This window comes from Methanosphaera sp. (assembly GCF_022768985.1).
GTDB lineage: Archaea > Methanobacteriota > Methanobacteria > Methanobacteriales > Methanobacteriaceae > Methanosphaera.
Window position 1 is genome coordinate 260,790 of the sequence record NZ_JALEKL010000009.1, and the last position, 22,566, is coordinate 283,355.

The 22,566-nt window shown below is 28.5% G+C and carries 29 protein-coding genes, 1 tRNA gene and 1 pseudogene; 26 read left to right on the forward strand and 5 right to left on the reverse strand.

Translation table 11 applies throughout. The annotated features are described in order from the left end of the window. Positions 1–3: 3 nt before the first annotated feature. Positions 4–1,038 carry a DUF354 domain-containing protein gene (locus tag MRZ80_RS04520; RefSeq protein WP_292536590.1) on the forward strand — a complete coding sequence of 345 codons (1,035 nt, stop codon included), beginning with the start codon at positions 4–6 and terminating at the stop codon, positions 1,036–1,038. Between the two features lie 115 nt (positions 1,039–1,153). On the opposite strand, the gene MRZ80_RS04525 is transcribed toward MRZ80_RS04520, so the two are convergent. Then, positions 1,154–1,227: transfer RNA gene (locus MRZ80_RS04525), tRNA-Ala, on the reverse strand. 230 nt (positions 1,228–1,457) lie between these two features. Between MRZ80_RS04525 and MRZ80_RS04530 the strand changes: the two genes are divergently transcribed. The 7 genes from MRZ80_RS04530 to MRZ80_RS04560 all read left to right on the forward strand — a co-directional run bounded on the left by MRZ80_RS04530 (position 1,458) and on the right by MRZ80_RS04560 (position 7,373). Further along, positions 1,458–2,543, forward strand: coding sequence for a hypothetical protein (locus MRZ80_RS04530; RefSeq protein WP_292536592.1), 1,086 nt, complete (start codon positions 1,458–1,460; stop codon positions 2,541–2,543). 174 nt (positions 2,544–2,717) lie between these two features. Then, a complete protein-coding gene (locus tag MRZ80_RS04535) occupies positions 2,718–3,506 on the forward strand; it encodes a nitroreductase family protein (RefSeq protein ID WP_292536595.1) in 789 nt (262 codons plus the stop codon). A gap of 33 nt (positions 3,507–3,539) precedes the next feature. Next, on the forward strand, positions 3,540–4,520 hold the full coding sequence (locus MRZ80_RS04540; protein ID WP_292536598.1) for a methionine synthase: 981 nt from the start codon (positions 3,540–3,542) through the stop codon (positions 4,518–4,520). After that, the gene (locus MRZ80_RS04545; protein ID WP_292536600.1) at positions 4,520–5,149 is read left to right on the forward strand and encodes a thymidylate synthase; all 630 of its coding nucleotides are present in this window, start codon (positions 4,520–4,522) and stop codon (positions 5,147–5,149) included. The genes MRZ80_RS04540 and MRZ80_RS04545 overlap by 1 nt, the downstream gene beginning before the upstream one ends. 121 nt (positions 5,150–5,270) lie before the next feature. Then, positions 5,271–6,257, forward strand: coding sequence for a methenyltetrahydromethanopterin cyclohydrolase (gene mch / locus MRZ80_RS04550; RefSeq protein WP_292536604.1), 987 nt, complete (start codon positions 5,271–5,273; stop codon positions 6,255–6,257). A 33-nt stretch (positions 6,258–6,290) separates the two neighbouring features. Next, positions 6,291–6,755: a riboflavin synthase gene (ribC, locus tag MRZ80_RS04555; RefSeq protein WP_292536606.1), complete on the forward strand. Its 465-nt coding sequence runs from the start codon at positions 6,291–6,293 to the stop codon at positions 6,753–6,755. A gap of 267 nt (positions 6,756–7,022) precedes the next feature. Next, positions 7,023–7,373: a hypothetical protein gene (locus tag MRZ80_RS04560; RefSeq protein ID WP_292536609.1), complete on the forward strand. Its 351-nt coding sequence runs from the start codon at positions 7,023–7,025 to the stop codon at positions 7,371–7,373. A gap of 79 nt (positions 7,374–7,452) precedes the next feature. On the opposite strand, the gene MRZ80_RS04565 is transcribed toward MRZ80_RS04560, so the two are convergent. After that, on the reverse strand, positions 7,453–7,770 hold the full coding sequence (locus MRZ80_RS04565) for a transcription factor S (protein ID WP_292536611.1): 318 nt from the start codon (positions 7,768–7,770) through the stop codon (positions 7,453–7,455). 431 nt (positions 7,771–8,201) lie between these two features. Between MRZ80_RS04565 and MRZ80_RS04570 the strand changes: the two genes are divergently transcribed. The 18 genes and pseudogenes from MRZ80_RS04570 to MRZ80_RS04655 all read left to right on the forward strand — a co-directional run bounded on the left by MRZ80_RS04570 (position 8,202) and on the right by MRZ80_RS04655 (position 20,522). Next, positions 8,202–8,747, forward strand: coding sequence for a 50S ribosomal protein L15e (locus MRZ80_RS04570; protein ID WP_292536613.1), 546 nt, complete (start codon positions 8,202–8,204; stop codon positions 8,745–8,747). Further along, a complete protein-coding gene (locus MRZ80_RS04575) occupies positions 8,748–9,179 on the forward strand; it encodes an RNA-binding domain-containing protein (protein WP_292536616.1) in 432 nt (143 codons plus the stop codon). It abuts the gene before it with no gap. Positions 9,180–9,303: 124 nt separating this feature from the next. Continuing rightward, on the forward strand, positions 9,304–9,999 hold the full coding sequence (rnp3, locus tag MRZ80_RS04580; protein WP_292536618.1) for a ribonuclease P protein component 3: 696 nt from the start codon (positions 9,304–9,306) through the stop codon (positions 9,997–9,999). Between the two features lie 34 nt (positions 10,000–10,033). Further along, positions 10,034–10,402 (forward strand): Rpp14/Pop5 family protein, encoded by a 369-nt coding sequence (locus tag MRZ80_RS04585; RefSeq protein WP_292536621.1) that lies wholly within the window; start codon positions 10,034–10,036, stop codon positions 10,400–10,402. Positions 10,403–10,590: 188 nt separating this feature from the next. Continuing rightward, the gene (purB, locus tag MRZ80_RS04590; protein ID WP_292536623.1) at positions 10,591–11,946 is read left to right on the forward strand and encodes an adenylosuccinate lyase; all 1,356 of its coding nucleotides are present in this window, start codon (positions 10,591–10,593) and stop codon (positions 11,944–11,946) included. 251 nt (positions 11,947–12,197) lie between these two features. Beyond that, a pseudogene (psmA, locus tag MRZ80_RS04595) lies at positions 12,198–12,953 on the forward strand (archaeal proteasome endopeptidase complex subunit alpha); the annotation flags it as partial. 443 nt (positions 12,954–13,396) lie between these two features. Beyond that, the gene (locus MRZ80_RS04600) at positions 13,397–14,092 is read left to right on the forward strand and encodes a ribosome assembly factor SBDS (RefSeq protein ID WP_292536629.1); all 696 of its coding nucleotides are present in this window, start codon (positions 13,397–13,399) and stop codon (positions 14,090–14,092) included. Positions 14,093–14,129: 37 nt separating this feature from the next. Beyond that, entirely contained in the window at positions 14,130–14,807 is a 678-nt protein-coding gene (locus MRZ80_RS04605) for an exosome complex protein Rrp4 (RefSeq protein ID WP_292536631.1), read from the forward strand. Further along, positions 14,808–15,503 carry an exosome complex exonuclease Rrp41 gene (gene rrp41 / locus MRZ80_RS04610; RefSeq protein WP_292536632.1) on the forward strand — a complete coding sequence of 232 codons (696 nt, stop codon included), beginning with the start codon at positions 14,808–14,810 and terminating at the stop codon, positions 15,501–15,503. Between the two features lie 6 nt (positions 15,504–15,509). Continuing rightward, the gene (rrp42, locus tag MRZ80_RS04615; protein WP_292536633.1) at positions 15,510–16,310 is read left to right on the forward strand and encodes an exosome complex protein Rrp42; all 801 of its coding nucleotides are present in this window, start codon (positions 15,510–15,512) and stop codon (positions 16,308–16,310) included. A 362-nt stretch (positions 16,311–16,672) separates the two neighbouring features. Beyond that, positions 16,673–16,942 (forward strand): 50S ribosomal protein L37Ae, encoded by a 270-nt coding sequence (rpl37A, locus tag MRZ80_RS04620; RefSeq protein ID WP_292536636.1) that lies wholly within the window; start codon positions 16,673–16,675, stop codon positions 16,940–16,942. Between the two features lie 2 nt (positions 16,943–16,944). Continuing rightward, entirely contained in the window at positions 16,945–17,076 is a 132-nt protein-coding gene (locus tag MRZ80_RS04625; protein ID WP_292536637.1) for a DNA-directed RNA polymerase subunit P, read from the forward strand. A gap of 156 nt (positions 17,077–17,232) precedes the next feature. Beyond that, complete coding sequence (locus MRZ80_RS04630; RefSeq protein WP_292536640.1) at positions 17,233–17,760, forward strand: hypothetical protein; 528 nt, start codon at positions 17,233–17,235, stop codon at positions 17,758–17,760. 14 nt (positions 17,761–17,774) lie between these two features. Next, positions 17,775–18,035 (forward strand): KEOPS complex subunit Pcc1, encoded by a 261-nt coding sequence (locus MRZ80_RS04635; RefSeq protein ID WP_292536641.1) that lies wholly within the window; start codon positions 17,775–17,777, stop codon positions 18,033–18,035. Between the two features lie 129 nt (positions 18,036–18,164). Beyond that, on the forward strand, positions 18,165–18,512 hold the full coding sequence (locus MRZ80_RS04640; RefSeq protein ID WP_292536644.1) for a prefoldin subunit beta: 348 nt from the start codon (positions 18,165–18,167) through the stop codon (positions 18,510–18,512). Between the two features lie 180 nt (positions 18,513–18,692). After that, positions 18,693–18,974, forward strand: a complete 282-nt coding sequence (locus MRZ80_RS04645; RefSeq protein ID WP_292536645.1) for a DUF3194 domain-containing protein — start codon at positions 18,693–18,695, stop codon at positions 18,972–18,974. Between the two features lie 9 nt (positions 18,975–18,983). Beyond that, positions 18,984–19,673: a HisA/HisF-related TIM barrel protein gene (locus MRZ80_RS04650; RefSeq protein WP_292536648.1), complete on the forward strand. Its 690-nt coding sequence runs from the start codon at positions 18,984–18,986 to the stop codon at positions 19,671–19,673. 6 nt (positions 19,674–19,679) lie between these two features. Continuing rightward, the gene (locus MRZ80_RS04655; protein ID WP_292536650.1) at positions 19,680–20,522 is read left to right on the forward strand and encodes a PfkB family carbohydrate kinase; all 843 of its coding nucleotides are present in this window, start codon (positions 19,680–19,682) and stop codon (positions 20,520–20,522) included. 50 nt (positions 20,523–20,572) lie between these two features. Here the strand turns inward: MRZ80_RS04655 and MRZ80_RS04660 are convergent, their stop codons facing one another. The 3 genes from MRZ80_RS04660 to frhB form a co-directional block, all read right to left on the reverse strand. Continuing rightward, positions 20,573–20,749, reverse strand: a complete 177-nt coding sequence (locus tag MRZ80_RS04660; protein WP_292536653.1) for a hypothetical protein — start codon at positions 20,747–20,749, stop codon at positions 20,573–20,575. A gap of 101 nt (positions 20,750–20,850) precedes the next feature. Then, positions 20,851–21,531 (reverse strand): TIGR02253 family HAD-type hydrolase, encoded by a 681-nt coding sequence (locus MRZ80_RS04665; protein WP_292536654.1) that lies wholly within the window; start codon positions 21,529–21,531, stop codon positions 20,851–20,853. 124 nt (positions 21,532–21,655) lie between these two features. Next, entirely contained in the window at positions 21,656–22,552 is an 897-nt protein-coding gene (frhB, locus tag MRZ80_RS04670) for a coenzyme F420 hydrogenase subunit beta (RefSeq protein ID WP_292536946.1), read from the reverse strand. Positions 22,553–22,566 lie beyond the last annotated feature (14 nt).

Here is a 22,566-nt window from a genome sequence, read left to right on the forward strand (position 1 = left end):
ATCATGAAAATATGGATAGATATTGTAAATTCACCACATGTACGTTTTTTTAATGGTATTATTAAAAGACTTAAAGCTGATGGACATGAAGTTATTATAACAGCACGAGATTTTTCAAATATTCACGACTTACTTGATATTTTTAATATAGAATATACATCTATTGGTGATCATGGTGTTACACTTGAAGAAAAGCTTCTCTCAAGTACAAAACGTGCATATGATCTTGCAAATTTTATTAAAGATAAAGATATTGATGTTGCAATTACAAAGCATTCTATTGAACTTCCAAGAGTTGCATTTGGTCTTAAAATTCCAAATATTTTTATTCTTGATAATGAACATGCAATTGCTGCAAATAAGTTAACTCTTCCTCTTGTAAATAAGCTTGTTATTCCCGAAATTTTTGATGTATGGGATAGTATAAAATTTGGTATGGATCCTAATAATATCATTCGTTATGATGGAACATGTGAAGTTACACATCTTGAAGATTTCACATACAATGAAAACATACTTGAGGATTTAGATATTGAAGTTTCAAAGAAATATACTATTTTAATGAGACCAGAACCATCACTTGCATCATATCTTGATACAGATTGTAATAAATCAGTACTTACACCTATAGTTGATGAACTAAAAGATATTGCAGACATACTTGTAATTCCAAGATTTAATGCTCAAAGTGAAATATTTAAAGATATTGATGGTGTACATGTTGTTAAAACACCTGTTGATACATTTAGTCTTATGAAACGATGTGACCTTGTAATTGGAGCAGGAGGTACAATGAATCGTGAAGCAGCACTTCTTGGAACACCTGTTATATCATGCTATCCTGGAGCACAACTATCTGTAGATTCATACTACATAAAACGAGGATTAATGAAACGTTCAACAGATCTTAATGAAATAATAAAACTTGCAAAACAATTACTTGAAAATAAAGATGAACAAGTTACACTAAAAACAGATGATCTTGTTGATATAATAGTAAATGAAATCTATAAAACATATAATGAAAATTCATCCTAAATTTTCATACCCCTTTTTTTTAATCTCCCAAATTTTTTATAAAAAAAATAATAATTTCTCATTTTAAATAATATTCATAAAAATAGTATAATCATAAAAAAAAGAACTTCTTTAGTGGACTAGTCGGGAGTTGAACCCGAGGCCTCCGCCATGCCAAGGCGACGCTCTACCAAGCTGAGCTACTAGCCCATATTTCTATTTAATATTTATATATTTATTAATATTTATTTTTTATGTAAATTTCAACAACCCCATAAAATTGTCACTTTAAATTTATTTTACATACTTATTAATAAAATAAAGTAATATAATATAGAATATAGATAAAAATATTTTCTAAAGCATAAAAAAAGGACATTATATTCTTTCTTTAGAAAAAGTTTTAGAATTCATTTATGAATTGGAGGTTGAATTATTACATGGCATTAATAGCTACAAATCACCTATTGTTTATAATAGAATTTGCAATTCTTATACACATAGGAGTACTTCTACTATTAAATTTTGTAGATTTAAATCTTAACCTTGCATTTTTCGTAGCACTGATTGCTAGTGCAGGATTAACATTAATATTTGGTTTCGATGCTGCTTGTCTTCTTCTTCCTATGTTAAATCATCATGAATTTACACATCCATACGGGCCGTTAGCAATACTCTTTGTAGTAACGGCGTGGGCATGTATACCCATGTTTAAGGATGACAAGTTAAAGATTAACAATATTAAAATGTTGTTAATTATTATGACAATAGGTATAACAATATTTGGTGCAATTGTTCACAGAGATTTCCTTATCATGTGGATTCTTGGATTACTTATTGGTGTATTTATTATCAGTAAATTATTCAAACACTCATCATCCAAACTTCTATCTGCAAGAAATGTAATTCTTATAATTGGTGCATTAATTGCCGTATTTGGATTAATGGAACTTCTTGCACAAGTATTAAACATGCCTATTATAAGTCCTCTTTCAAGAATTGATCGTATGAATACAAATCAATTTGCAAGTCTTCAGCTAGTAATAGATAATACAAATCTATATGGACACAATCCAAATGCTACATACTGGGGAAATTCAAGTCTAGGAAGCAGTGATGGTTACATATCACTTCCATTAACATTCATTACATACTTTGGTCTTCCATTCCCATTGTTTTATGGAATTCTTGTAACTAAAAAGGATGTTATTGACTACTTCTTACCTGGAATATTTGGTATAGGATTTGACTTTGGATACATTATACTTGCATTATTAATTATCTGGATTCTTATTGTGATGATCATAGGATTTAAAACATTAACTAAGTACAGACTTCAAAGAGAACGTGGAAATAGGAAATTTAGAGGTAGAGAGGCGTTACTTGTTGGATCATTATCAGCATTTATTGCACAGACAATTTTAGGACTATTTGTTATTACAAGGACAATAAATGGTTCAGCACTGGTAACATACATATTCCTTAGTGCTATGGTTATAGCACACGTTGTTACAACAAAACGATAAAACAATAAAAAGGAAACCTAAAACTAACCACCCCCTTACTTATTTTTTTTAGAAAAACTTCAAAAGTTTTATTTATTTTAGATATTTTTTAAAAATTAATAATACATTACAAATATAGTATTATACAATAAAACATTATTTTTATTTTAAATAGGCAAATTAGGAGTTTTTTTTATGATACTTGATATAAATCCAATACGATGTGTAAGATGTGGATTATGTGAATCAGTATGTATATTTGATAATATATCACTAGAAGGAGATGTTCATGAGGTAGGAAATGACTGCTTTAAGTGTGGACATTGTGTTGCAATCTGTCCAACAGGTGCAATAAATCTCAAGGAATATGAAGATTATGATACAATAAAAACAAAATATAAAACTGACTCACTACCAGTAAATTATGATGATTTTCTTGAAGTTTTAAATAGACGCCGAAGTATGCGTTGGTTTAGAAAACAGAAAATTGAAAAACAAACATATGAAAAACTATTTGAATGTGTATATAACTCACCAACAGCTACAAATGCACAGGATCTTGAATTTGTTGTAGTATCAGAGAGAATTGATGAATTTAATGATATGCTCTATGACATACTAAAAGATCACACAGATATACATCCACGTGTTGTTGAATTTATTAAGTATATGGAAAATAACAAGGAAGGTAAAAATCCTATGCTTTGGGATGGACGTGAAGTAATTCTTGGATTTTCAACAAATGCTACAACTACCTGTGTTGCTGCTGCAAGAATTGAGATAATGGCACAAATTATGGGTCTTGGTGGATTTTATAACAAGTTTATTGTACTTGCTGATGAATTTGATCATGAAAAAGTCATGTCATTTTTCCCAGATATAGACAGTGATAAACATCTTCATTCAGCATTTATAATAGGATATCCTAAGAAGAAATTTAAAAGACCACTTCCAAAACGTGAAGTTAAAATTAGCTATGAATAAAATATAATAATAATTAATTGAGGGTAATATATAATGAACATAACTACAACTATTGTTGGTAGCTATCCTGTCATATCACATGAGGCTAACTGTTTCGGGGATAAATTAAGAGATCATCTTGGAATATATGATAAATATCATGACTCTATTGTTCATACAACAACCATGTTTGCAAAAAATGGTATTGATGTTATATGTGATGGTCAGCCAAGAGATGATATGGTTAAGATCTTTGCAAGTAAAATTAATGGATTTGATATTATTGACAACTCTGTACATGTTATAGGAAAAATCACACCAGCAGCTCATGCTATTGGAGTTCGTGATCTTAAACTTGCATATAATGTTGCACATAAAATTAACAATAAATATCAACTACACACATCACTTGATGATATCTTTAAAGGCAAAGCAAAAGGAATTAAAGGTATGCTAACAGGACCAACTAGTATAATACATTCATGTGCTATTGATAATTTCTATGCAAATAAACAAGAAGCAATATTTGATCTTGCAAAAGCACTATGTTATGAGGCAAAACAACTACAAAAAGCAGGTGCATGTGCAATACAAATAGATGAACCATTCATATCAACAGGAGTTGAAGATATAAAAGTATCAAAAGAAGCAGTAGAAATAATAGCCGAATCTGTTGACATACCTGTTGTTGTACATGTATGTGGAGATCTAAAAGATGTACTTAAAGACCTGCTAGAATTTGATGTAGAAGTACTAGACTTTGAATTCCAAGGACAAAAAGACAACATAAACACACTAAAGAAAGTATGGACTAAAAATACAGATAAAAAAATAGCAATAGGATGTATAGATACAAAACTTCATGAAGTAGATGATGAAGATGAAGTTAAAAATACAATCAAAAAAGTAGTAGATATAATGCAAAATGAAGATGTAATAATAGATCCAGACTGTGGAATGAGAATGCTAGATGAAGAAGTTGCAATAGGAAAACTTGAAATTTTAAATAATATAAAAAATGGTGGTATCATATAATGGCAAAATTTATAAGAACAAACAACATAGCAAATGCATGGCTAATGAGTGTAAAAAAGATAATGCAAGAAGGACATGAAGTAGTAGATGAACGTGGAAGTCTAACACGTGAACTTCAAAATGTGATGATTGAAATTACAGATCCAGACGACAACACAATACCAGAGTGCAGTCCATGGAAAGATGACAGACTTGAAACATACAAACAAGAACTACTAGATGCATCAAATGACCAGGGATTTGTATACACCTATGGAAATCGTCTACGTCAATACTTCAATATTGACCAACTAGATACATGTATTGAAAAACTTAATAATTGTCGTCAGTCAAGACGTGCAATTGCAATAACAATCGACCCAATACAAGACAATAGTGTAGATGAAATACCATGTCTTCAAGAAATTGCATTTTTAATACGTAATGATGAACTATACATGACAGACTTCTTCCGTAGCAATGACTGTGGAGGTGCAACATTTCCAAATCTCTTTGGAATACGAGAAGTAGGATATTATGTTGCAAAAAATACAGATACAAAACTTGTAAATATGGTACATCATGCAATGAGTCTTCACATCTATGAACATGACTGGGATAAATGTAATGAAATATTAAGAAAATATTAATAAAATTAATAAAAACTTAATTATCCATGACTAGTGCATAGTAAAAATAGATAAACAATTATTAAAAAAAACAAATAAACATTTTAAATAATTTTAAATGAAATAAATTGGAGGCTAATATATGGCTGAAAGTATGAATATAGAAGCAAAAAAAATAACAGACAAAATGATTCAAGATGCAGAAAAACTTAACATTGAAGCATTTCAACTTGAAAACAACACAACAGTAATTGATTGTGGAGTAAATGTAGCTGGAAGTATTAAAGGTGGAGAATTATTTGCAAAAGTATGTCTTGGTGGAATATCAGATGTAGGTATTTCAATACCTGGTGATTTAAGTGATATTATGGCAATGCCTGCTGTAAAAGTTAAAACTGACTTCCCAGCACTATCAACACTAGGATCACAAAAAGCAGGATGGAAAATAAGTATAGGAGACTACTATGCAATAGGATCAGGACCTGCACAAACTCATAAATTTATAAACAATCCAATCTATGAAATGACAGGATATAGTGAAACAGCAGATGTTGCAGTAATTACCCTTGAAGCTGATGAACTTCCAAATGTTGAAGTTGCAGAATATATTGCAAGTGAATGTGGCGTAACACCTGAAAATCTTGTTATTGTTGTTGCACCAACATCATCACTTGTAGGATCAATTCAAATATCTGCAAGAGCACTTGAAACTGGAATCTTTAAAATGTATGAAATACTCGACTTTGATGTTACAAAAATAACATATGCAGCTGGTATTACACCTATTACACCTGTTGATCCAGATGGATTTAAAGCAATGGGAAAAACAAACGATGCTATCATCTTTGGTGGACGTGCATACTACTACATACAGCCTGATGAAGGAGAATGTCTTGAAGAACTTGCAGCAAATCTACCATCATCTGCATCAGATAAATATGGTGAAAGCTTCATAGAATTATTCAAACAAGCAGATGGAGACTTCTATAAAATGCCAAAAGATATCTTTGCACCAGCACAAGTTATTGTAAACGATATGCTTACAGGTCAAATGTATCATACAGGATTTATAGATCTTGAAAGACTTAAAAAATCATTTGAAGTAATTGAAATTATTAATAAAAAATAATTACACAAAAAAAATTAAGGAGTTGTTAAATTAATGTCTAAAAAAATTGGAATTTGTAGTACTACATTTTCACGATATGATATGGGAGCTGCTGCAATTAAACAGATCAAAAAACAAGTAGATGGAGTAAAATTCATTGAAAGATATGTTCCAGGTGTTAAAGATTTACCTGTTGCATCTAAAAAACTTATTGAAGAGGATGGATGTGACATTGTAATGGCATTTGGTATGCCTGGTGGTGAAAAGATAGATAAACTATGTGCACACGAGGCAAGTACTGGTCTTATTCAAGCACAGCTTATGACTAACACCCATATTCTTGAAGTTTTTGTTCATGAAGATGAAGGAATTAATGATAAGGATCTTAAAGAACTTGCACATAACAGAGCAGTTCAACATGCAGATAATCTTGTTAAAATGCTATTTAAACCTAAATCAATGAAGAAAGAAATTGGTAAAGGAATACGTGAAGGTAGAGAAAACAAAGGACCATTATAACTTGGACATATTAACAATTTAGTAATTATTTAACCCCCATTTTATTTTTATTTTTTTTAGAAAATTATTTGGAAATTAATATATTTTAGAAATAGAAAGTATTTATTTTATATATTATTATAGCTATTAATTTTATATAATATTAAAAAATAGTAGATAAACAATGTTTAATTTTAGTATCATATGATACAATTATATTTAAAAATATTACACAATAATTACCACAAAATATACATATACCTTAATTATATAAAAAAATATGGTATTATGATTAATAACAAATCTGATATAAGTTTACGTTTTTCAGCTATTGATTGTGATACATCAACTAAGTATTACCAGTTAACTCAGAAAATTTCTGATGAACAAAAACAGTTAGTTAAACCTTACTTTGAGTACTACACACCTGAAAAATTCTCAAATAAGGAAAATGTTGCTGGAAATTTAGAAGGTTGGATGTGTAAAGATGAAGATATTCAGACAGTAGAAGAACTTCTTGGTATCTATGAACATCACAAAAAGCGTATGGCTAAACTTGAAGCAATAGATGAAAAAATAGAAAATACTCTAAAAGATTCAATAAAAGATATTGATTGTCTTTTAGAATTAAATATATAGATTATAACCTATTTCTTTTTTTATAATTTTTTTTTATTTATAACAACTTTAGCGTCATTTTTTTGAAATTGTATTCATTTTATTTAGATCTTCTCCATGTATTTCCACATTTTGTGCAGCGATAGAATCTTGTCTCAGCTTCATCACTTTTTCTCATTTGTACTAGCCACCATTCAAGTTCACGATTTCCACATCTGTAGCATAAACCTTTTGTTGTTGGTAGTGTATTTATTTTTTCACCTGCTATGATAATATCCTCTTTTTGTGATACGTCTTGTTCTATGATATAATCCTCTTTTTGTTTATCTGTTAGTGATTTGTCATATCCACATTCAAAGCAGTGAAGTATGCCATTTTTTGGAAGTAAAACCTTTCCACATTTTGGACAAAATTCCATTTTAAAAAAAGACCTCTTTTTATATTTAATATAACTTAGTATATTATTGGTAAGTATTAATATTATTATTAATTTAATTTTATTTTAAAAAATATACTAAACATTATATAATAAGAAAAATAAATAAAATATAGTATGATAGATTATTTAGTTATAATCTATATTTTCTTATAATATGAAAAATCCATTTCATATTATTTTTATATGAAAATTTTTCGGGATTAATATTCCAAAAATTTAATGAATATAAACTCTTTTCCTAGACTTTAAAATAAAGTTACTAGGAGAACTATTATATTTTTAGGAGAATATTAATAAAAAAGCAAATAATTAGTTTTACTGTTATTTCTTTCTACTCCTTAAAAATAATTATTAAAGAAAAACTTTAATATTGGATGTGGCCTTAAGGCTGAACAATTGAGGTAGATATAATGTATAAGTATTTAAAAGATGCATGGAAAAACCCATCAGAATCATATGTAAAAGAACTTATGAAAGAAAGATTACCTAGATGGAGAAGACAACCTGTTATTGTAAGAATCGACAAACCTACAAGAATCGACAGAGCAAGAAGTTTAGGTTACAAAGCAAAAACAGGATACGTAGTAGCTAGAATCAGAGTTAGAAGAGGATCAAGAAGAAAATCAAGATTCAAAAACGGTAGAGATCCAAAAAGAATGGGTGTAAAGAAAATTTCAGGAGAAAAATCCATTCAGAGAATGGCTGAAGAACGTGTTGCACGCAAATATCCTAACTTAGAAGTACTAAATTCATACTGGGTATGGGAAGATGGTAAAGCTAAATACTACGAAGTAATAATGGTTGATCCACAATGTCCTACAATTAAAAACGACAATTCCATCAACTGGATTTGTTCAAACAAACACACCAGACGTGCTCACAGAGGTTTAACAAGCGCTGGTAAAAAAGGAAGAGGATTAAACAAAAAAGGTAAAGGTGCAGAAAAGGTTAGATAAATGATTCATAACATTTCGTATAGAACATTTGTTTATACAACCGAAGATGAAGATAAGGTAACAGATGCAATAAGTTACCTTTTCTTTAATTCTTTACCTGAAGCAACCATTGATGAGGATCATTTCAACAATGAAATTCTTGTCCTATCAGATAAAATAACAAAAAAACGATCAATACGTGAATTTATTGATTTTCTTAATGAAAACCTATCAGATGCTGATAAAGAAACTATTAAAGATGAATTATCACGCAGAATTGATGATAAAGGTAACTTATTTTTAAGATTTGATAAACAAGAAGCAGTTGATGAAAATCTTAAATTAACCTACTCAGGTAATGCAATACATACAAAGATTAAAATTGCATCTTATCCTTCAAATAAGGAAAATGCAATTAAGGTTGCAAAAGAGAAGATTTTTAACTTCTTATAAAAAATCAAATTTTTTTAAACTATTAATTTTTTTCTAAAAATTAAAATGAAATTTTAACCTAATTTCTTTTAATTAATTTTTACAATTTATTTATAAAACAAATATAAGCGAGGATTTTCAAGTTATGTGCTATTTTTATGATTTTAATATTAAACCTGAATTTGAAATTATAGATACACTTAGTAAATTTAATTACCATGGTGCATGTATATTTTATGATCCAAGAAAGTATTCAAATAAAGAGATTGATGAATCATTTAATGAACTTCAAAGTAGAACTGATCTTAAATTATATCATGGTGTATATATTAAAGAGGCAAATCCTCAAGTTATGTCTAAACAAGTACAACATTTCTATAAAAAAGCTGATCTTATAATGGTATCAGGTGGAGATAGTAAACTTAACAGGGCAATATGTGAAATGCCACAAGTTGACATTATTAATCATCCATATAAAAACAATAAAAATAGTGGAATTAATCATGTTCTAGCAAATCTCTTAGTTGAAAATAATATTACAGTAAACATCAATATAATGGATATACTTAATAATCATGGATTTTACAGAGCAAAGATACTTTCACAAATTAATCAACTCATACATCTTCAGAAGAAATTTAACTTCAGAATGATACTATCAAGTGGTTCAAGAAGCTTTTATGATGTAAGATCACCAAATGATATGATAAATCTAAGTTCTCTTATGAATATGGATGAAGAATTTGCAAAAAAAGCTCTTAGTTGTAATATGCAAGAAGTTATTGACAATATTGATGTACATAAAAGAAGTATTGTTGAGGGAATTCAAATTATTGACTAAAAAAAATATAGGATAAGATGATGTTATTATGAAGATGTCTAAATTAAAAATTTTACCTCCCACACTACGTGAGAAGAAACGATATGTTGCATTTGAATTATTTTCTGAAAATAAGATTAATAAGGATGATTTCATAGTATTTATGTGGAATAACTTAATTAACTTATATGGTGAGATAACCTGTGGAAATATTAATCTATGGCTTATTAGTTTTAAATATATTGAACATAAAAATAATAGATTTAAATATAAATGTATTGTTAAATGTCAAAGGGGTTATGAAAAAAATATTCACACAATGCTTGCAAGTATTATACGATATAAAAATATGCGTCTTGTAGCACATACTCTTGCAACATCAGGTACAATACATTCACTTGATAAAAAATATGACCTTCTATAACAATTTCTCTTTTTTATCTATTTTTATAATTAATTAATGGTAATTACTAATATTATAAAAAAGATACATATTATATAATAATAAATTATTTTAAATTATAAACTCATTTTTTTATTGGAAAATAATATAATTCATTTCCCAATAAGGAATAATAAAATTAAATAAATAAATATTTTTAACTGATTATTATGGCAATACATCCAATAGAATTCCGATACGGTACTCCTGAAATGAAAGCTGTATGGGAACAGGAAGCAAAATTACAAAACATGTTAAAAGTTGAAGCAGCACTTGCTAAAGCTGAAGGTGAAATAGGATTAATTCCAAAAGAAGCAGCAGATGAAATTAATAGAAAAGCTTCAACAGAATATGTTAAACAAGAACGTGTAGATGAAATTGAAAGAGCTACAAACCACGATATTGCAGCATTAATGAAAGCATTACAAGAAGTATGTGATGATGATGCTGGAGAATATGTGCATTATGGTTCAACAAGTAATGATATTATTGATTCATCACAATCATTACAACTTAAAGAATCAATTGAAATTATAAGAGCAAAAGTTGTTAAACTTATTGAAGTATTAATTGATCTTGCAGAAGAACATAAAGATACAGTTACAATAGGACGTACACACGGACAACATGCTCTTCCTACAACATATGGTATGAAATTTGCAATCTACATAGATGAACTTATGCGTCAACTTGAAAGACTTGACCTTACACAAAAACATGTATGTGTAGGTATGATGACAGGAGCTGTAGGTACAACAGCAGCACTTGGAGATCAAGGATATGACATTCATATGAGAGTATCTGAAATTTTAGGATTAAATCCTGTACAGATTTCAAACCAAGTTGTACAAAGAGATAACCATGCAGAATTCATTATGACACTTGCAAACATTGCAAGTACACTTGAAAAAATGGCACTTGAAGTACGTAACTTACAAAGAACTGAAATTATGGAAGTTGGAGAAAAATTCGACCCTGAAAAACAAGTTGGTAGTAGTACAATGCCACATAAAAGAAACCCTATTACTGGTGAAAGAATTTGTGGTGTTTCAAGAGTTATTAAATCATACGTTAATGTTGCACTTGCAAACAACCCACTATGGCACGAACGTGACTTAACAAACTCATCATCAGAACGTATTATACTTCCTGAATCTGCAATTCTTACAGATTACATACTTAATTTATCAATTAAATTATTCTCAAAACTTGACTTCTATGATGAAAACATTGAACACAACCTTAACTTAAGTAATGGTCTTATAATGGCAGAAAGATTCATGTCAAAACTTACACAAAAAGGTATGGGAAGACAAAGTGCTTATGCTCTTGTACGTTCCTGTTCAATGGATGCATATGCTCAAGATACAGGTCTTCGTGAAATCTTATCACAACAAGAAGAAATTCTTAAATACCTTACACAAGAAGAAATTGATGAAACAATGGATCCACACACATACCTTGGAAGCAGTACTAAATTTGTAGATAATGTAATTAGTAGAGCTAAAGATGTTATAGGTGAATAGATTATAAAATGAAAACTATTTTATTCTAACCACCCATCTACTTTTTTTTATTTTTTTTAGTATGATTGTTTATTAATTCATTGTTTTATTATTGTTTTTATCTTCATATAGTATGTAAAAATATATTAATAACAAATAGTTATAATAAGTAATTGTAATAACTTAAATAACATAATAACAAAAAAAATATAAAATTTTAAATTAATTAATAATAACTTTTTCAATAAAAACAAATGTGAGGTATAGAAATTATGCAACAATTTTCAAGTGCAGGATATGACAGAGCACTAACAGTATTTAGCCCAGATGGACGTTTATTCCAGATTGAATATGCAAGAGAAGCAGTTAAAAGAGGAACACCAGCAATAGGAATAGTATCACAAGATGGTGTTGTTCTTGCAGTAAATAAAAAAGTTAAAAGTAAACTCATTGTACCATCATCAATTGAAAAAATATTTAAAATTGATGAACACTTAGCAACAGCATCAAGTGGACTTGTTGCAGATGCAAGAAGACTTGTAGATGTTGCAAGAACACAAGCACAAGTTAATAAAGTAAACTACCATGAACCTATATCTGTAACAGGTCTTGCAAAATATATTGGTGATCTTGAACAGATGTACACCCAAAGTGGTGGAATTAGACCATTTGGTATTTCACTTATTATTGGAGGAGTATCTGATGGTGAATGTAAATTATATGAAACAGATCCAAGTGGAGCACTTGTTGAATATAAGGCAACATCAATAGGATATGGACGTGAAAAAACACTTAACTTATTTGAAGAAAAATACACAGATGACATCTCACTTGATGATGCAATAGATCTTGCAGTAGAAGGAATCTATGTTGCAACAGATTCTAAAATATCTGATGATGATAACATAGAAATTGCAATTATTGACAAAGATACAGAAAAATTCAGAAAACTTGATGAAGAAAGCATCAATGAACGCGTTGAAAAACTTCTAGAAAGAAAAGAAGAAGAAAAACGTGAAGCTGAAGAAAAAGCTAAAAAAGAAGCAGAGGAAAAAGAAGCAGAAGAAAAAGCAAAAGCAGAAGCTGAATCTAAAGCAAAAGCTGAAGAAGAAGCTGCAAAAGAAGCAGAAGAATCAGAAGATGCAGAAGCTGAATCTGAAGAAGTTGCTGATGAAACCCCTGCAGATGATGAATAGATTCAACATCAACATACCTAACCACCCTATTAAATTCTTTTTTTTTATTTTTTTTTAAAATTACTATTTTTTCATACAATAAAATCATCATATAAAAACTACCTAAATTATTAACTTATTTATCAATATAGAAATAAATTATTAATAGTATTAGTAAATTAAAAAACAAATAAATATAATAGATCTAGAAAGATGAAAATTCAATAAAATTAAAATTATACTGAAATTAAACTAGAAACTAAATATTAAAAAAAAATGTGTAGGTGAAATTAATTATGGTAAATGTAGATGAAGCAGTTATTGCAAGACTAGAAAGCTATGGTGAAAGATTTGAAATACTAGTAGATGCAGAACTTGCAAGTGACTATAAAAGTGGATCAGATGTTGCAATTGAAGATGTAATTGCAGTAGAAGAAGTATTTAAAGATGCACATAAAGCAGATAAAGCATCAGAAGAAAATATGATGAAAGTATTTGAAACAACAGATGTACTAGAAGTTGCAGATAAAATCATTCATAAAGGAACAATACAAATAACAGCAAAACAAAGACGTCAAATGCAGGAAGAAAAAACAAAACAAGTAATTGCACAAATTGCACGTGAAGCAATCAACCCACAAACAAAACTTCCACATCCACCAAAACGTATACAAAAAGCAATGGAAGAAGCAAAAGTACACATTGATCCAATGAAAAGTGTAGAATCACAAATAAAACCAACAGTAAAAGCAATTCTTACAAAAATACCAATAAGAATTGAAAAAGTACAAGTTGCAGTAAAAATACCAGGAACATATGCAGGAAAAGCATACTCAACAATAAGCCAATTTGGAAAACTACAAAAAGAAGAATGGGAATCAGATGGTAGTTGGATTGGTATTGTAGAAATACCAGGTGGACTTCAAGATGAATTCTACAGAGAACTCAGTGGAATGACACATGGTGAAGTTGAAACTAAATTAATGAAATAAATAATCATAGCCTAAAATTTTTTAGATGTGTTAAATTATGCGATATGTAGAAAATAAGGAAATGGTACTACCAGGAAGTCTTCTTGCTGATAATAACTATAAAGCAGGAAACTTTACATTTAAAGAAGATGGTAAAATCTATTCAAATACAGCAGGACTTGTTTATTTTGACAGTGAACGCGTATATGTCATACCATTTAAAAATACATACAACCCAGAATATGGAGATCTTATAATAGGACGTGTTATAGGATCAACATACTCATCATGGACTATTGATATTAACAGTGCATATAATGGATTTCTATTAACATCAGAAATATATGATAAAAATGAGCCAAACATCAACAATGTCATTAATGTAAACGATGTACTACTACTTCGTGTAGGTAATGTTGATGAAATACACAGAGTAAAACTAACACTCCGCTCACATGGTCTTGGTAAGTTTAATCAAGGTGTAATAGTTGATGTTAAACAGCCAACAATACACTTTTTAAGTGAAGAAAATGCATTTCTAACAAATATGATACAAGAATATACACATACAGATATCATAGTTGCAAAAAATGGACTAATATGGCTTAATGGTCTTAAAGAAAACATAGAAAAAACTATTGAAATAATTAATTTAATAGAAAAAAATCCATTCAAATACAATCTAATTAAAGACGTACAAAGTATGCTTATAAAATTCCAAAAAGAGGGATATTAAATGAATAATCAATTTATACGTGAAGATGGAAGATCTGCAACAAGTTTCAGAAACATGAAAATGGAAGTTGGCATACTTAACAATGCTGATGGATCTGCATACATTGAATGTGGAGGAAATAAGATACTTGTAGGTGTATATGGACCAAGAGAACTTCATTCAAAGAAACATTCAAAACCTGATGGTGCAGTACTTAGATGTAAATATAACATGGCACCATTTTCTGTAACAGAAAGAAAAAGACCAGGAAATGATCGTCGTTCAACTGAAATATCAAAACTTATATCTGAGGCAATTACACCATGTGTATTTCTTGAAAAATATCCAAGAGCATCAATTGATATTTCAATAGAAGTACTTGAAGCTGAAGGTGGAACACGTTGTCTTGGTATTATTGGTGCAAGTCTTGCTCTTGCTGATGCTGAAATTCCAATGCGTGATCTTATAAGTGCATGTGCTGTTGGAAAAGTTGATGGACACATTGTACTTGACTTATCAGAAAAAGAAGATCAGACAGGAGATGCAGATGTACCTGTTGCTATAATGCCTAGAACTGGTGAAATAACATTTCTCCAGATGGATGGTAACCTAACACAGGAAGAATTTATGGAAGCTCTTGATCTTGCATATGCAGGTTGTGAATTTATTAACAACCTTCAACGTGAAGCTTTACTTAAAAAATTTAGAGGAGAATAAGAAACTATGGTTAATGTAATTTCAGAAGTGTCAAAAGAAGCCATATTTGATCTTTTAAATCAGGGAAAAAGAATAGATCATAGAATGTTTACAGAATACAGAGATATTACAATTAAAACTGATTATATTTCAAAAGCTAATGGTTCAGCTCTTATTTCTATTGGTAATACAACAGTTATTGCTGGTGTTAAAGCTCAACTTTCAACACCATTTAGTAATTCTCCTGATGAGGGAATATTAATTGTAAATACTGAAACTCTTGCTTTAGCAAATAAAAACTTTGAACATGGACCACCTAACAAGTTTACTGTTGAAATTTCAAGAGTTGTAGATAGAACAATACGTGAAGCTCCACTTATTGACTTAAAACAGTTATGTGTTGTTGAAAACTCAAAAGTATGGAAACTACACGTTGATATTTACATTATTGACTTTGATGGTAATATGATGGATGCAGCAGCACTTGCTGCAATTTGTGCACTCCTTACAACTAAGATTCCAACAGCATCATGTGTTAATGATGAAATTACAATTGATGAAGATACACAGATGAATCTTCCAATTAAAAACAAATGCATGCTTACAACTGTTACAAAAATTAACAATCAGTTAATATTTGACCCTACATATGATGAAGAACAACTTATGGACTCAAGTCTATCTGTAGGTTTTAGAGAAGATGGTTCTCTTTGTGCAATGCAAAAATGTGGTCTTAATGTTATGAGTATGGCTGAAGTTAAAAAGACTATTAAACTTGCTGAGATAAAATCAAAAGAATTCTTTGAAATAATTAATCAATTAAAATAATAAACTTTATATTAAGTAACAACAAATATATTTAATAGTTATATTATAAGGGTTTAATAGAAATTAGGTATCTATTATTTAATTCCGAAATAATATTATTTTTAAAGCTAATTATTAATAGAAGGACAGCTTCTTGCTGTATATTCTTTGTTAATGAATATGAGAGTTGTTTTGAGCAATTATAATTATAAAAAGTGACATTTTTAGGTTTTTGTTATTTTTTGAAACATAATTATATTTGATTCTCAAAAAGTTTTTATCTTCAATATAATGGAAAAAAAATATTTTAGAGTATTTTTATTAAAAAAAGGAAGATAATATATAAATCTTTTTTAATTATTAACTTAATGGAAGGTGAAAAAATGGTAAGAAAAAGTAAAGTTGGATCTACTGGTCGTTTTGGAGCTAGATATGGAAGAAAAGCTAAAAGAACAGTGAAAGATATCGAAGATAAAATGCATGCAAAACACGTTTGTCCTAAATGTGACAGACCAGGAGTAAAAAGAACACATGCTGGTATCTGGAAATGTAAAAAATGTGGTAACGTATTTACCGGCGGAGCTTATGTTCCAGCAACACCAATGGGAAAAGTTGCAAAACGTAACATTAAACGTATTACTGGAGGAGAATAAGTATGTACAAATGCATTAACTGTGGACAAAGTGTGGATATTAAAAAATATTCAGAATCAAAATGTCCTAAATGCAGATACAGAATTTTATTTAAAGAAGTTCCTGTAGTAAAACGTACAGTAAAAGCCAGATAAAAAAATTTTTTACTATTTTTTTAAATAAAGAGTAGATTATTTTTACATAATCTTACCCTCTTTATTTTTTTAATTAAACTCAAAATTTAAATTAAATCAAACATAATTCTTTTTATTTTATTATTATACTAAAAATAGGATACTGTGGAGATTAAAATGATATTTCAACTAGATTCTGATGTATTAATAACAACAAGCCGTAAACCATCACAAAAAACTAGACGATTTAGTCAATTTCTCAAACATTATTTTAATTTTAAATATATAAATCGTGGAAAATCTAGTTTTAATAAGGTTGTTACACAAACAAGACAAGAAGATGTATCAAAGCTCATTGTTATTACAGAAACAAAAGGTAATCCTAGTAGTATCAATGTTTATGATATAGAAAAAAGTAGTGAAGAACCATTATATAGTATTTATATAAATTGTTCTCTACCATCAAATAATTCTAAGATTAATACAAAATCTAACGATATATATGTTATAAACAAGGCTAAATCACTAAGTGAATTTAATAAATTTTTTATGCAAATAAAGCCATCTGAGAAAATTAAGACAAACTGTGTTATTTGTCGTGATTATGATAAAGATGACTATGTTGCATCTGTTAATTTTATTGATAAAAATGGTGATGATACTAAATTTAAGATTTATATTAGTGGATTTAAAATCAATGAATAAGAAGTGTGATTTACATGGAAGATAAAAAGGTTTTAAATAACATTGAAACAGTCTTTGAAGTTGAATTTGATAGTGATCGTGAAGCTGAAATTGTATATAATGCAATTTATCCTGAGTTATCATTTTCACATAATGATAGATCAACTACTGATATTAAATTAGATAATAACAATATGATTATTACAATTAATTCAAAAGATGTTGTTTCACTAAGAGCTTCTATAAATTCATATATTAGGTGGATTAAATTATCTACTGAAATATTAAAAATATAATAAAAAGATAAAATATATATGTTTATATAATAGAAAAAAAATTAATTAAATATTTTTCTAAAAAAATTAATTTTATATAATAAGAATTATTTTTTTATTTACAAAATAAAAGAAATTAGGTGATTAAAGATGGAAATGCCTGAAAATATACAAGAACAATTAAATCAATTCCAACAAGCACAACAACAAGCACAATCAATTGCAATGCAAAAACAAAACTTAACAATTCAACTTAATGAATCTAAAAAAGCTTTAGATGAACTTTCAAAAATTGCAGATGATGAAGATGTTTACAAAACAGCTGGACCTCTTCTCATTAAAACAACAAAAGCACAATCTGAAGCAGACTTAAATGATTCAATTGAAATGCTCCAAATCAGAGAAAAAACAATCAACAAACAAGAAAAACGTATCAATGATAAACTTACTGAATTACAAGCAAGTCTTCAAAATGCAATGAACCAATTACAACAATAAATTGGAATCTAAATTGGGATTTATTTTTAGAGGAAATATTTTTTTCTTCTAAATTTATATCTTTTTTTAAATTAATTTGACCACCATAAATATAAATGTTTTATATTACAAAATCCTTTTTTTTTATTATATAAATTAACTAAAAACTAAATTAAAATTTTTATAAAGGTGAAATTTTTTATGATTAAATTAACACAAGATGAAGCAGATGAAATTATTAAACTTGCTCATAATACAGCTGAAAAATACATTCTTGATAATGTAAATAAGAAACAATTTGAAGATATTAATATTATGATTAATCTTAAAGCATTAGAAGATAGTTTTGATATTGATATTAACATTAAACTTGATAGTGATGTTGAACTTCCAAGTGATTTATCACAAAAAGCTATTGATCTTAGCCTTGATGCTGTAGATGAATATGTTCAGGCAAGAAAAGAAAGATTAAATGATTATTAGATGGTTTTTATGATTATTCCTGTTGTTGATATGAAAGATTCAATGTGTGTTTCTGGTAAATCTGGAATGCGTGATACATATACAGAACTTAGAAGTATTTATGGTCGTGGTTGTGATATTATTGATCTTGCATCTAATCTTCGTGATGATGGTGCAAAGCTTATGTATATTGCAGATCTTGATAAGATTGAAGGTGTTGGTGACAATAGTAGTTTAATTTCTAAAGTTAATGATATTATTCCTGTTATGCTTGATAATGGTATTTCAACACCAGATGATATTGAAGAAAATAGTAAAATTTGTACATACAATATAGTTGCAACAGAAACATTATCTAGTATTTCTGATGCCTATGCAATATTTGAAAAATATGACAATGAAAAGTTAATCTTTAGTGTTGATATTAAAGATAATGAAGTGCTTCTTAAAGATAAAAGCATCAAAGTATCTGAGTTAATTGAACTTATCAATGATGTTAAACCAAAATATGTAATACTACTTAACATTACACAAGTAGGACAAAAACAACAAAAACAGTGTGATGTAGTTGATGAAATCATATCAAAAACACCAACAGTTGAACATATCATGGCAGGTGGAATAACAAACCAGGCAATAGCAGAATATAAAAAAGTGGGAATTGACAACTTCCTTATTGGTACAATACTACATGAAGGAAAACTAGAATATGAAATGTGATAATATATGCAAAATAAGATACTTACAATAGGTCCAATTACAAAAGATATAATAATTACACCACAAAGTAGAAATTCACAAACAGGTGGATCAGTATTCTACCAGTCAAAAGCATTACACCTAATAAACACGCCACATGATGTAGTATTAACAATAGCAGATGATGATCTTAAATTACTCAATAGTTTTGATAGCCAAGAAAACATTAAAACAATAATAACCAAACAAACAATGCAATATACAAACATCTATGATGAATCAATGCAAAGAACACAAAAAGCAACACTACCTGAAAATCCAATAGGCATAGATAACATCAAAGATATTAATCTAAGCCAATATCACACAGCAATAATCTCACCACTATGTGAATATGACATACCACCTGAAACAATAAAATATCTAAAACAAAACAATCTTAAAACAACAATAGTAGCACAGGGATATCTAAGATCTACAGATAAAGATGGTAACATAAAAAGACATGAATGGAACAATAAAGATGCATACCTAAAATATGCAGATACAATAATACTAGATGATGAAGAAACAAAAAAAGCATTTAATCTTAATGAAATAACAGATGATAATATCAATGAAATACTAAAAAAATATGACATTGAAACATTCATAATAACAAAAGCATCAAAAGGATCAACAATTTACATGCAAGATATGAAAACTGATATTCCATGTATAAAAGCTGAAAAAATAGTAGATCCTACAGGACTTGGAGATACATATATTGCAGCATATACATCAAAAATTATGGAAAATAAGTCAGTCTATGAAGCTGGAATATTTGCAGCAGAAATGGCAAAAGAAAAAATAGAAATTAAATATCAATAAATCATTAAAAAAATAGAAAAAAGGAAGTAATACCCCTTTTTACATCCCAATTAAATTAAGTTTGTTAGGATAATAAATGGTACTGCTACCGATGCAATAAATAAAACAATTCCAGCTACAGCTTGTGTTCTTTTGTGATCAAGAATACCAGTACCTAAAAAGTAAACACCTGCTACTGCAAGAATTGTTGGAATAATTTCAGAATAAACAATTACAGATTGAACCATAATATTAACCTCCCATTAAAATAAAATCAAAAAAAATAATCTAATTTTATAGTTTATTATATAATATTAATATTTTTAAAATTAATTATATACATATTTTTTTATAATATTTTCATTAAATCAATTAAATTATTTAATTTCTTAACAGTATATCCACGTTTATCAAGAAGTTCTTGTTGTTCATCTGTAATATCAGAATTAATAATCATACTCTGCATACCAGCATTACATGCACCAATAATATCAGTATCAAAGTTATTTCCAATCATAATAGATGTATCTGCTGTAACATTAAGACGATCCATTGCAATTTTAAAAATTTCAACATCAGGCTTTTCAATACCTACATCTTCTGATGTAACAACATCATCAAAGAATGGATAAACACCAAGACGTACAAGTTTCTCCCACTGCTTCAATTTCTTACCATTAGTAATAAGTCCAACCTTATAATTTTTACTCTTAAGATATAATAGTATTGAAAAAGATTCAGGTTCAAGTTTTAACATAGCAAATTTTGTATTATGATATGTGATAATTCCATTTACAATAATTAATGGATCTTCCTCACCATTGATTCTTTCTGTAAGAATATTGAAATGTTTATCATAATTTGATCCTTTCTCTTTAACAATTTCCATTAAACATTCATAACCTTCATCTTCACTACATTTTAGACCGTTATGTACCATGGACTTAACAGCTGCTCTACGTGCAATAGCAGCAAAACCTGAAGTATCATATATTGTATCGTCCATATCAAAAAATACTGCTTGAATCATATGTATAATATTATAATCTTCAATTTATATATAATATAATTATAAAAAAAGTTGATATAATTAAAAGAAATTTGAATATGCTAAAAAAAAGATAAGATAAAAGGGTGGTTAATTTAAGATAAATCTATCTGTTTTCAAATACATCGTCTTTATCTTTTGAATGAGCAAATGGAACAGGTATTCCAAATTCAAGTTTTTGGTCGATGTTTTTCTGATTTTTAGTTTTCTTATTTGTTGCAAGTTTTCTAAGCATTCCAAGACCAAATTTACCTTCATTTGTTTCAGTTTGCTCAAGAACTCCATCTTCTAGTGCTTGATCAATGAGTGATGCACCTTTATCTGTTCTTTTTATAACTGTTGACCATCCTTCTTTTGCACCTACAGATCCACATGAGAAATCTGAAAGTTCTGCTACATAGTCCATACAATAGTTACATCCTGTTTGTTCATATCCATGTGTATTTTTAAGAGGAATTGAATCTTCACCTTCATGATGTTTTACTATGAATTTACCTTTTGTAATATCAAGTTTTTCAACATTTTCAAGTGATACTCCAATTGAATCTTCTACAAATGTTTTAAGAGATTCATATGGGAAGTTTTCCATACAATAAATACCTACAACAAGTGCTATTTTTTCTGCTGTATTTCTGAATCCCATAGGATATGTTTGTGATTTACGAATTCCCATAACTTGACATGGTGTTCCTACAGTTCCTATTTTTTCAAGACCATATTCACGTGTTGCTTCCTTAATTAATGCAATGTTAGGACACATTGTGTATTTTGTTCCTGCACCTTTAAGAATTTCTTTTGTTGTTGTTGCAACAAGAGGTTCTGGTTTCCATGGATCTTCACCTGGTGCTGCTACAATTGTACCATCTATTACTCCAGTTTCAAGAGCATATGAAAGAAGTGCTGATACAATTCCACCATCTTGTGATACTTTTAGGATTTTATTATCTACAGCTCTTACTGTTATTATTTCTTGGTGTGGTCCAAGAATTGAATCATTTATTATACTCACTTTAATAG

Coding starts and splice junctions, on each gene's coding strand:
- MRZ80_RS04630 (WP_292536640.1), top strand. CDS start 17,233: ATGATATTTCAACTAGATTCTGATGTATTAATAACAACAAGCCGTAAA.
- MRZ80_RS04660 (WP_292536653.1), bottom strand. CDS start 20,749: ATGGTTCAATCTGTAATTGTTTATTCTGAAATTATTCCAACAATTCTT.
- rnp3 (WP_292536618.1), top strand. CDS start 9,304: ATGTGCTATTTTTATGATTTTAATATTAAACCTGAATTTGAAATTATA.
- MRZ80_RS04560 (WP_292536609.1), top strand. CDS start 7,023: ATGATTAATAACAAATCTGATATAAGTTTACGTTTTTCAGCTATTGAT.
- MRZ80_RS04665 (WP_292536654.1), bottom strand. CDS start 21,531: ATGATTCAAGCAGTATTTTTTGATATGGACGATACAATATATGATACT.
- MRZ80_RS04535 (WP_292536595.1), top strand. CDS start 2,718: ATGATACTTGATATAAATCCAATACGATGTGTAAGATGTGGATTATGT.
- ribC (WP_292536606.1), top strand. CDS start 6,291: ATGTCTAAAAAAATTGGAATTTGTAGTACTACATTTTCACGATATGAT.
- MRZ80_RS04600 (WP_292536629.1), top strand. CDS start 13,397: ATGGTAAATGTAGATGAAGCAGTTATTGCAAGACTAGAAAGCTATGGT.
- MRZ80_RS04625 (WP_292536637.1), top strand. CDS start 16,945: ATGTACAAATGCATTAACTGTGGACAAAGTGTGGATATTAAAAAATAT.
- MRZ80_RS04530 (WP_292536592.1), top strand. CDS start 1,458: ATGGCATTAATAGCTACAAATCACCTATTGTTTATAATAGAATTTGCA.
- MRZ80_RS04655 (WP_292536650.1), top strand. CDS start 19,680: ATGCAAAATAAGATACTTACAATAGGTCCAATTACAAAAGATATAATA.
- MRZ80_RS04540 (WP_292536598.1), top strand. CDS start 3,540: ATGAACATAACTACAACTATTGTTGGTAGCTATCCTGTCATATCACAT.
- MRZ80_RS04640 (WP_292536644.1), top strand. CDS start 18,165: ATGGAAATGCCTGAAAATATACAAGAACAATTAAATCAATTCCAACAA.
- rrp42 (WP_292536633.1), top strand. CDS start 15,510: ATGGTTAATGTAATTTCAGAAGTGTCAAAAGAAGCCATATTTGATCTT.
- mch (WP_292536604.1), top strand. CDS start 5,271: ATGGCTGAAAGTATGAATATAGAAGCAAAAAAAATAACAGACAAAATG.
- MRZ80_RS04585 (WP_292536621.1), top strand. CDS start 10,034: ATGTCTAAATTAAAAATTTTACCTCCCACACTACGTGAGAAGAAACGA.
- MRZ80_RS04520 (WP_292536590.1), top strand. CDS start 4: ATGAAAATATGGATAGATATTGTAAATTCACCACATGTACGTTTTTTT.
- MRZ80_RS04645 (WP_292536645.1), top strand. CDS start 18,693: ATGATTAAATTAACACAAGATGAAGCAGATGAAATTATTAAACTTGCT.
- MRZ80_RS04570 (WP_292536613.1), top strand. CDS start 8,202: ATGTATAAGTATTTAAAAGATGCATGGAAAAACCCATCAGAATCATAT.
- MRZ80_RS04650 (WP_292536648.1), top strand. CDS start 18,984: ATGATTATTCCTGTTGTTGATATGAAAGATTCAATGTGTGTTTCTGGT.
- MRZ80_RS04605 (WP_292536631.1), top strand. CDS start 14,130: ATGCGATATGTAGAAAATAAGGAAATGGTACTACCAGGAAGTCTTCTT.
- rrp41 (WP_292536632.1), top strand. CDS start 14,808: ATGAATAATCAATTTATACGTGAAGATGGAAGATCTGCAACAAGTTTC.
- MRZ80_RS04565 (WP_292536611.1), bottom strand. CDS start 7,770: ATGGAATTTTGTCCAAAATGTGGAAAGGTTTTACTTCCAAAAAATGGC.
- rpl37A (WP_292536636.1), top strand. CDS start 16,673: ATGGTAAGAAAAAGTAAAGTTGGATCTACTGGTCGTTTTGGAGCTAGA.
- MRZ80_RS04575 (WP_292536616.1), top strand. CDS start 8,748: ATGATTCATAACATTTCGTATAGAACATTTGTTTATACAACCGAAGAT.
- MRZ80_RS04545 (WP_292536600.1), top strand. CDS start 4,520: ATGGCAAAATTTATAAGAACAAACAACATAGCAAATGCATGGCTAATG.
- MRZ80_RS04635 (WP_292536641.1), top strand. CDS start 17,775: ATGGAAGATAAAAAGGTTTTAAATAACATTGAAACAGTCTTTGAAGTT.
- purB (WP_292536623.1), top strand. CDS start 10,591: ATGGCAATACATCCAATAGAATTCCGATACGGTACTCCTGAAATGAAA.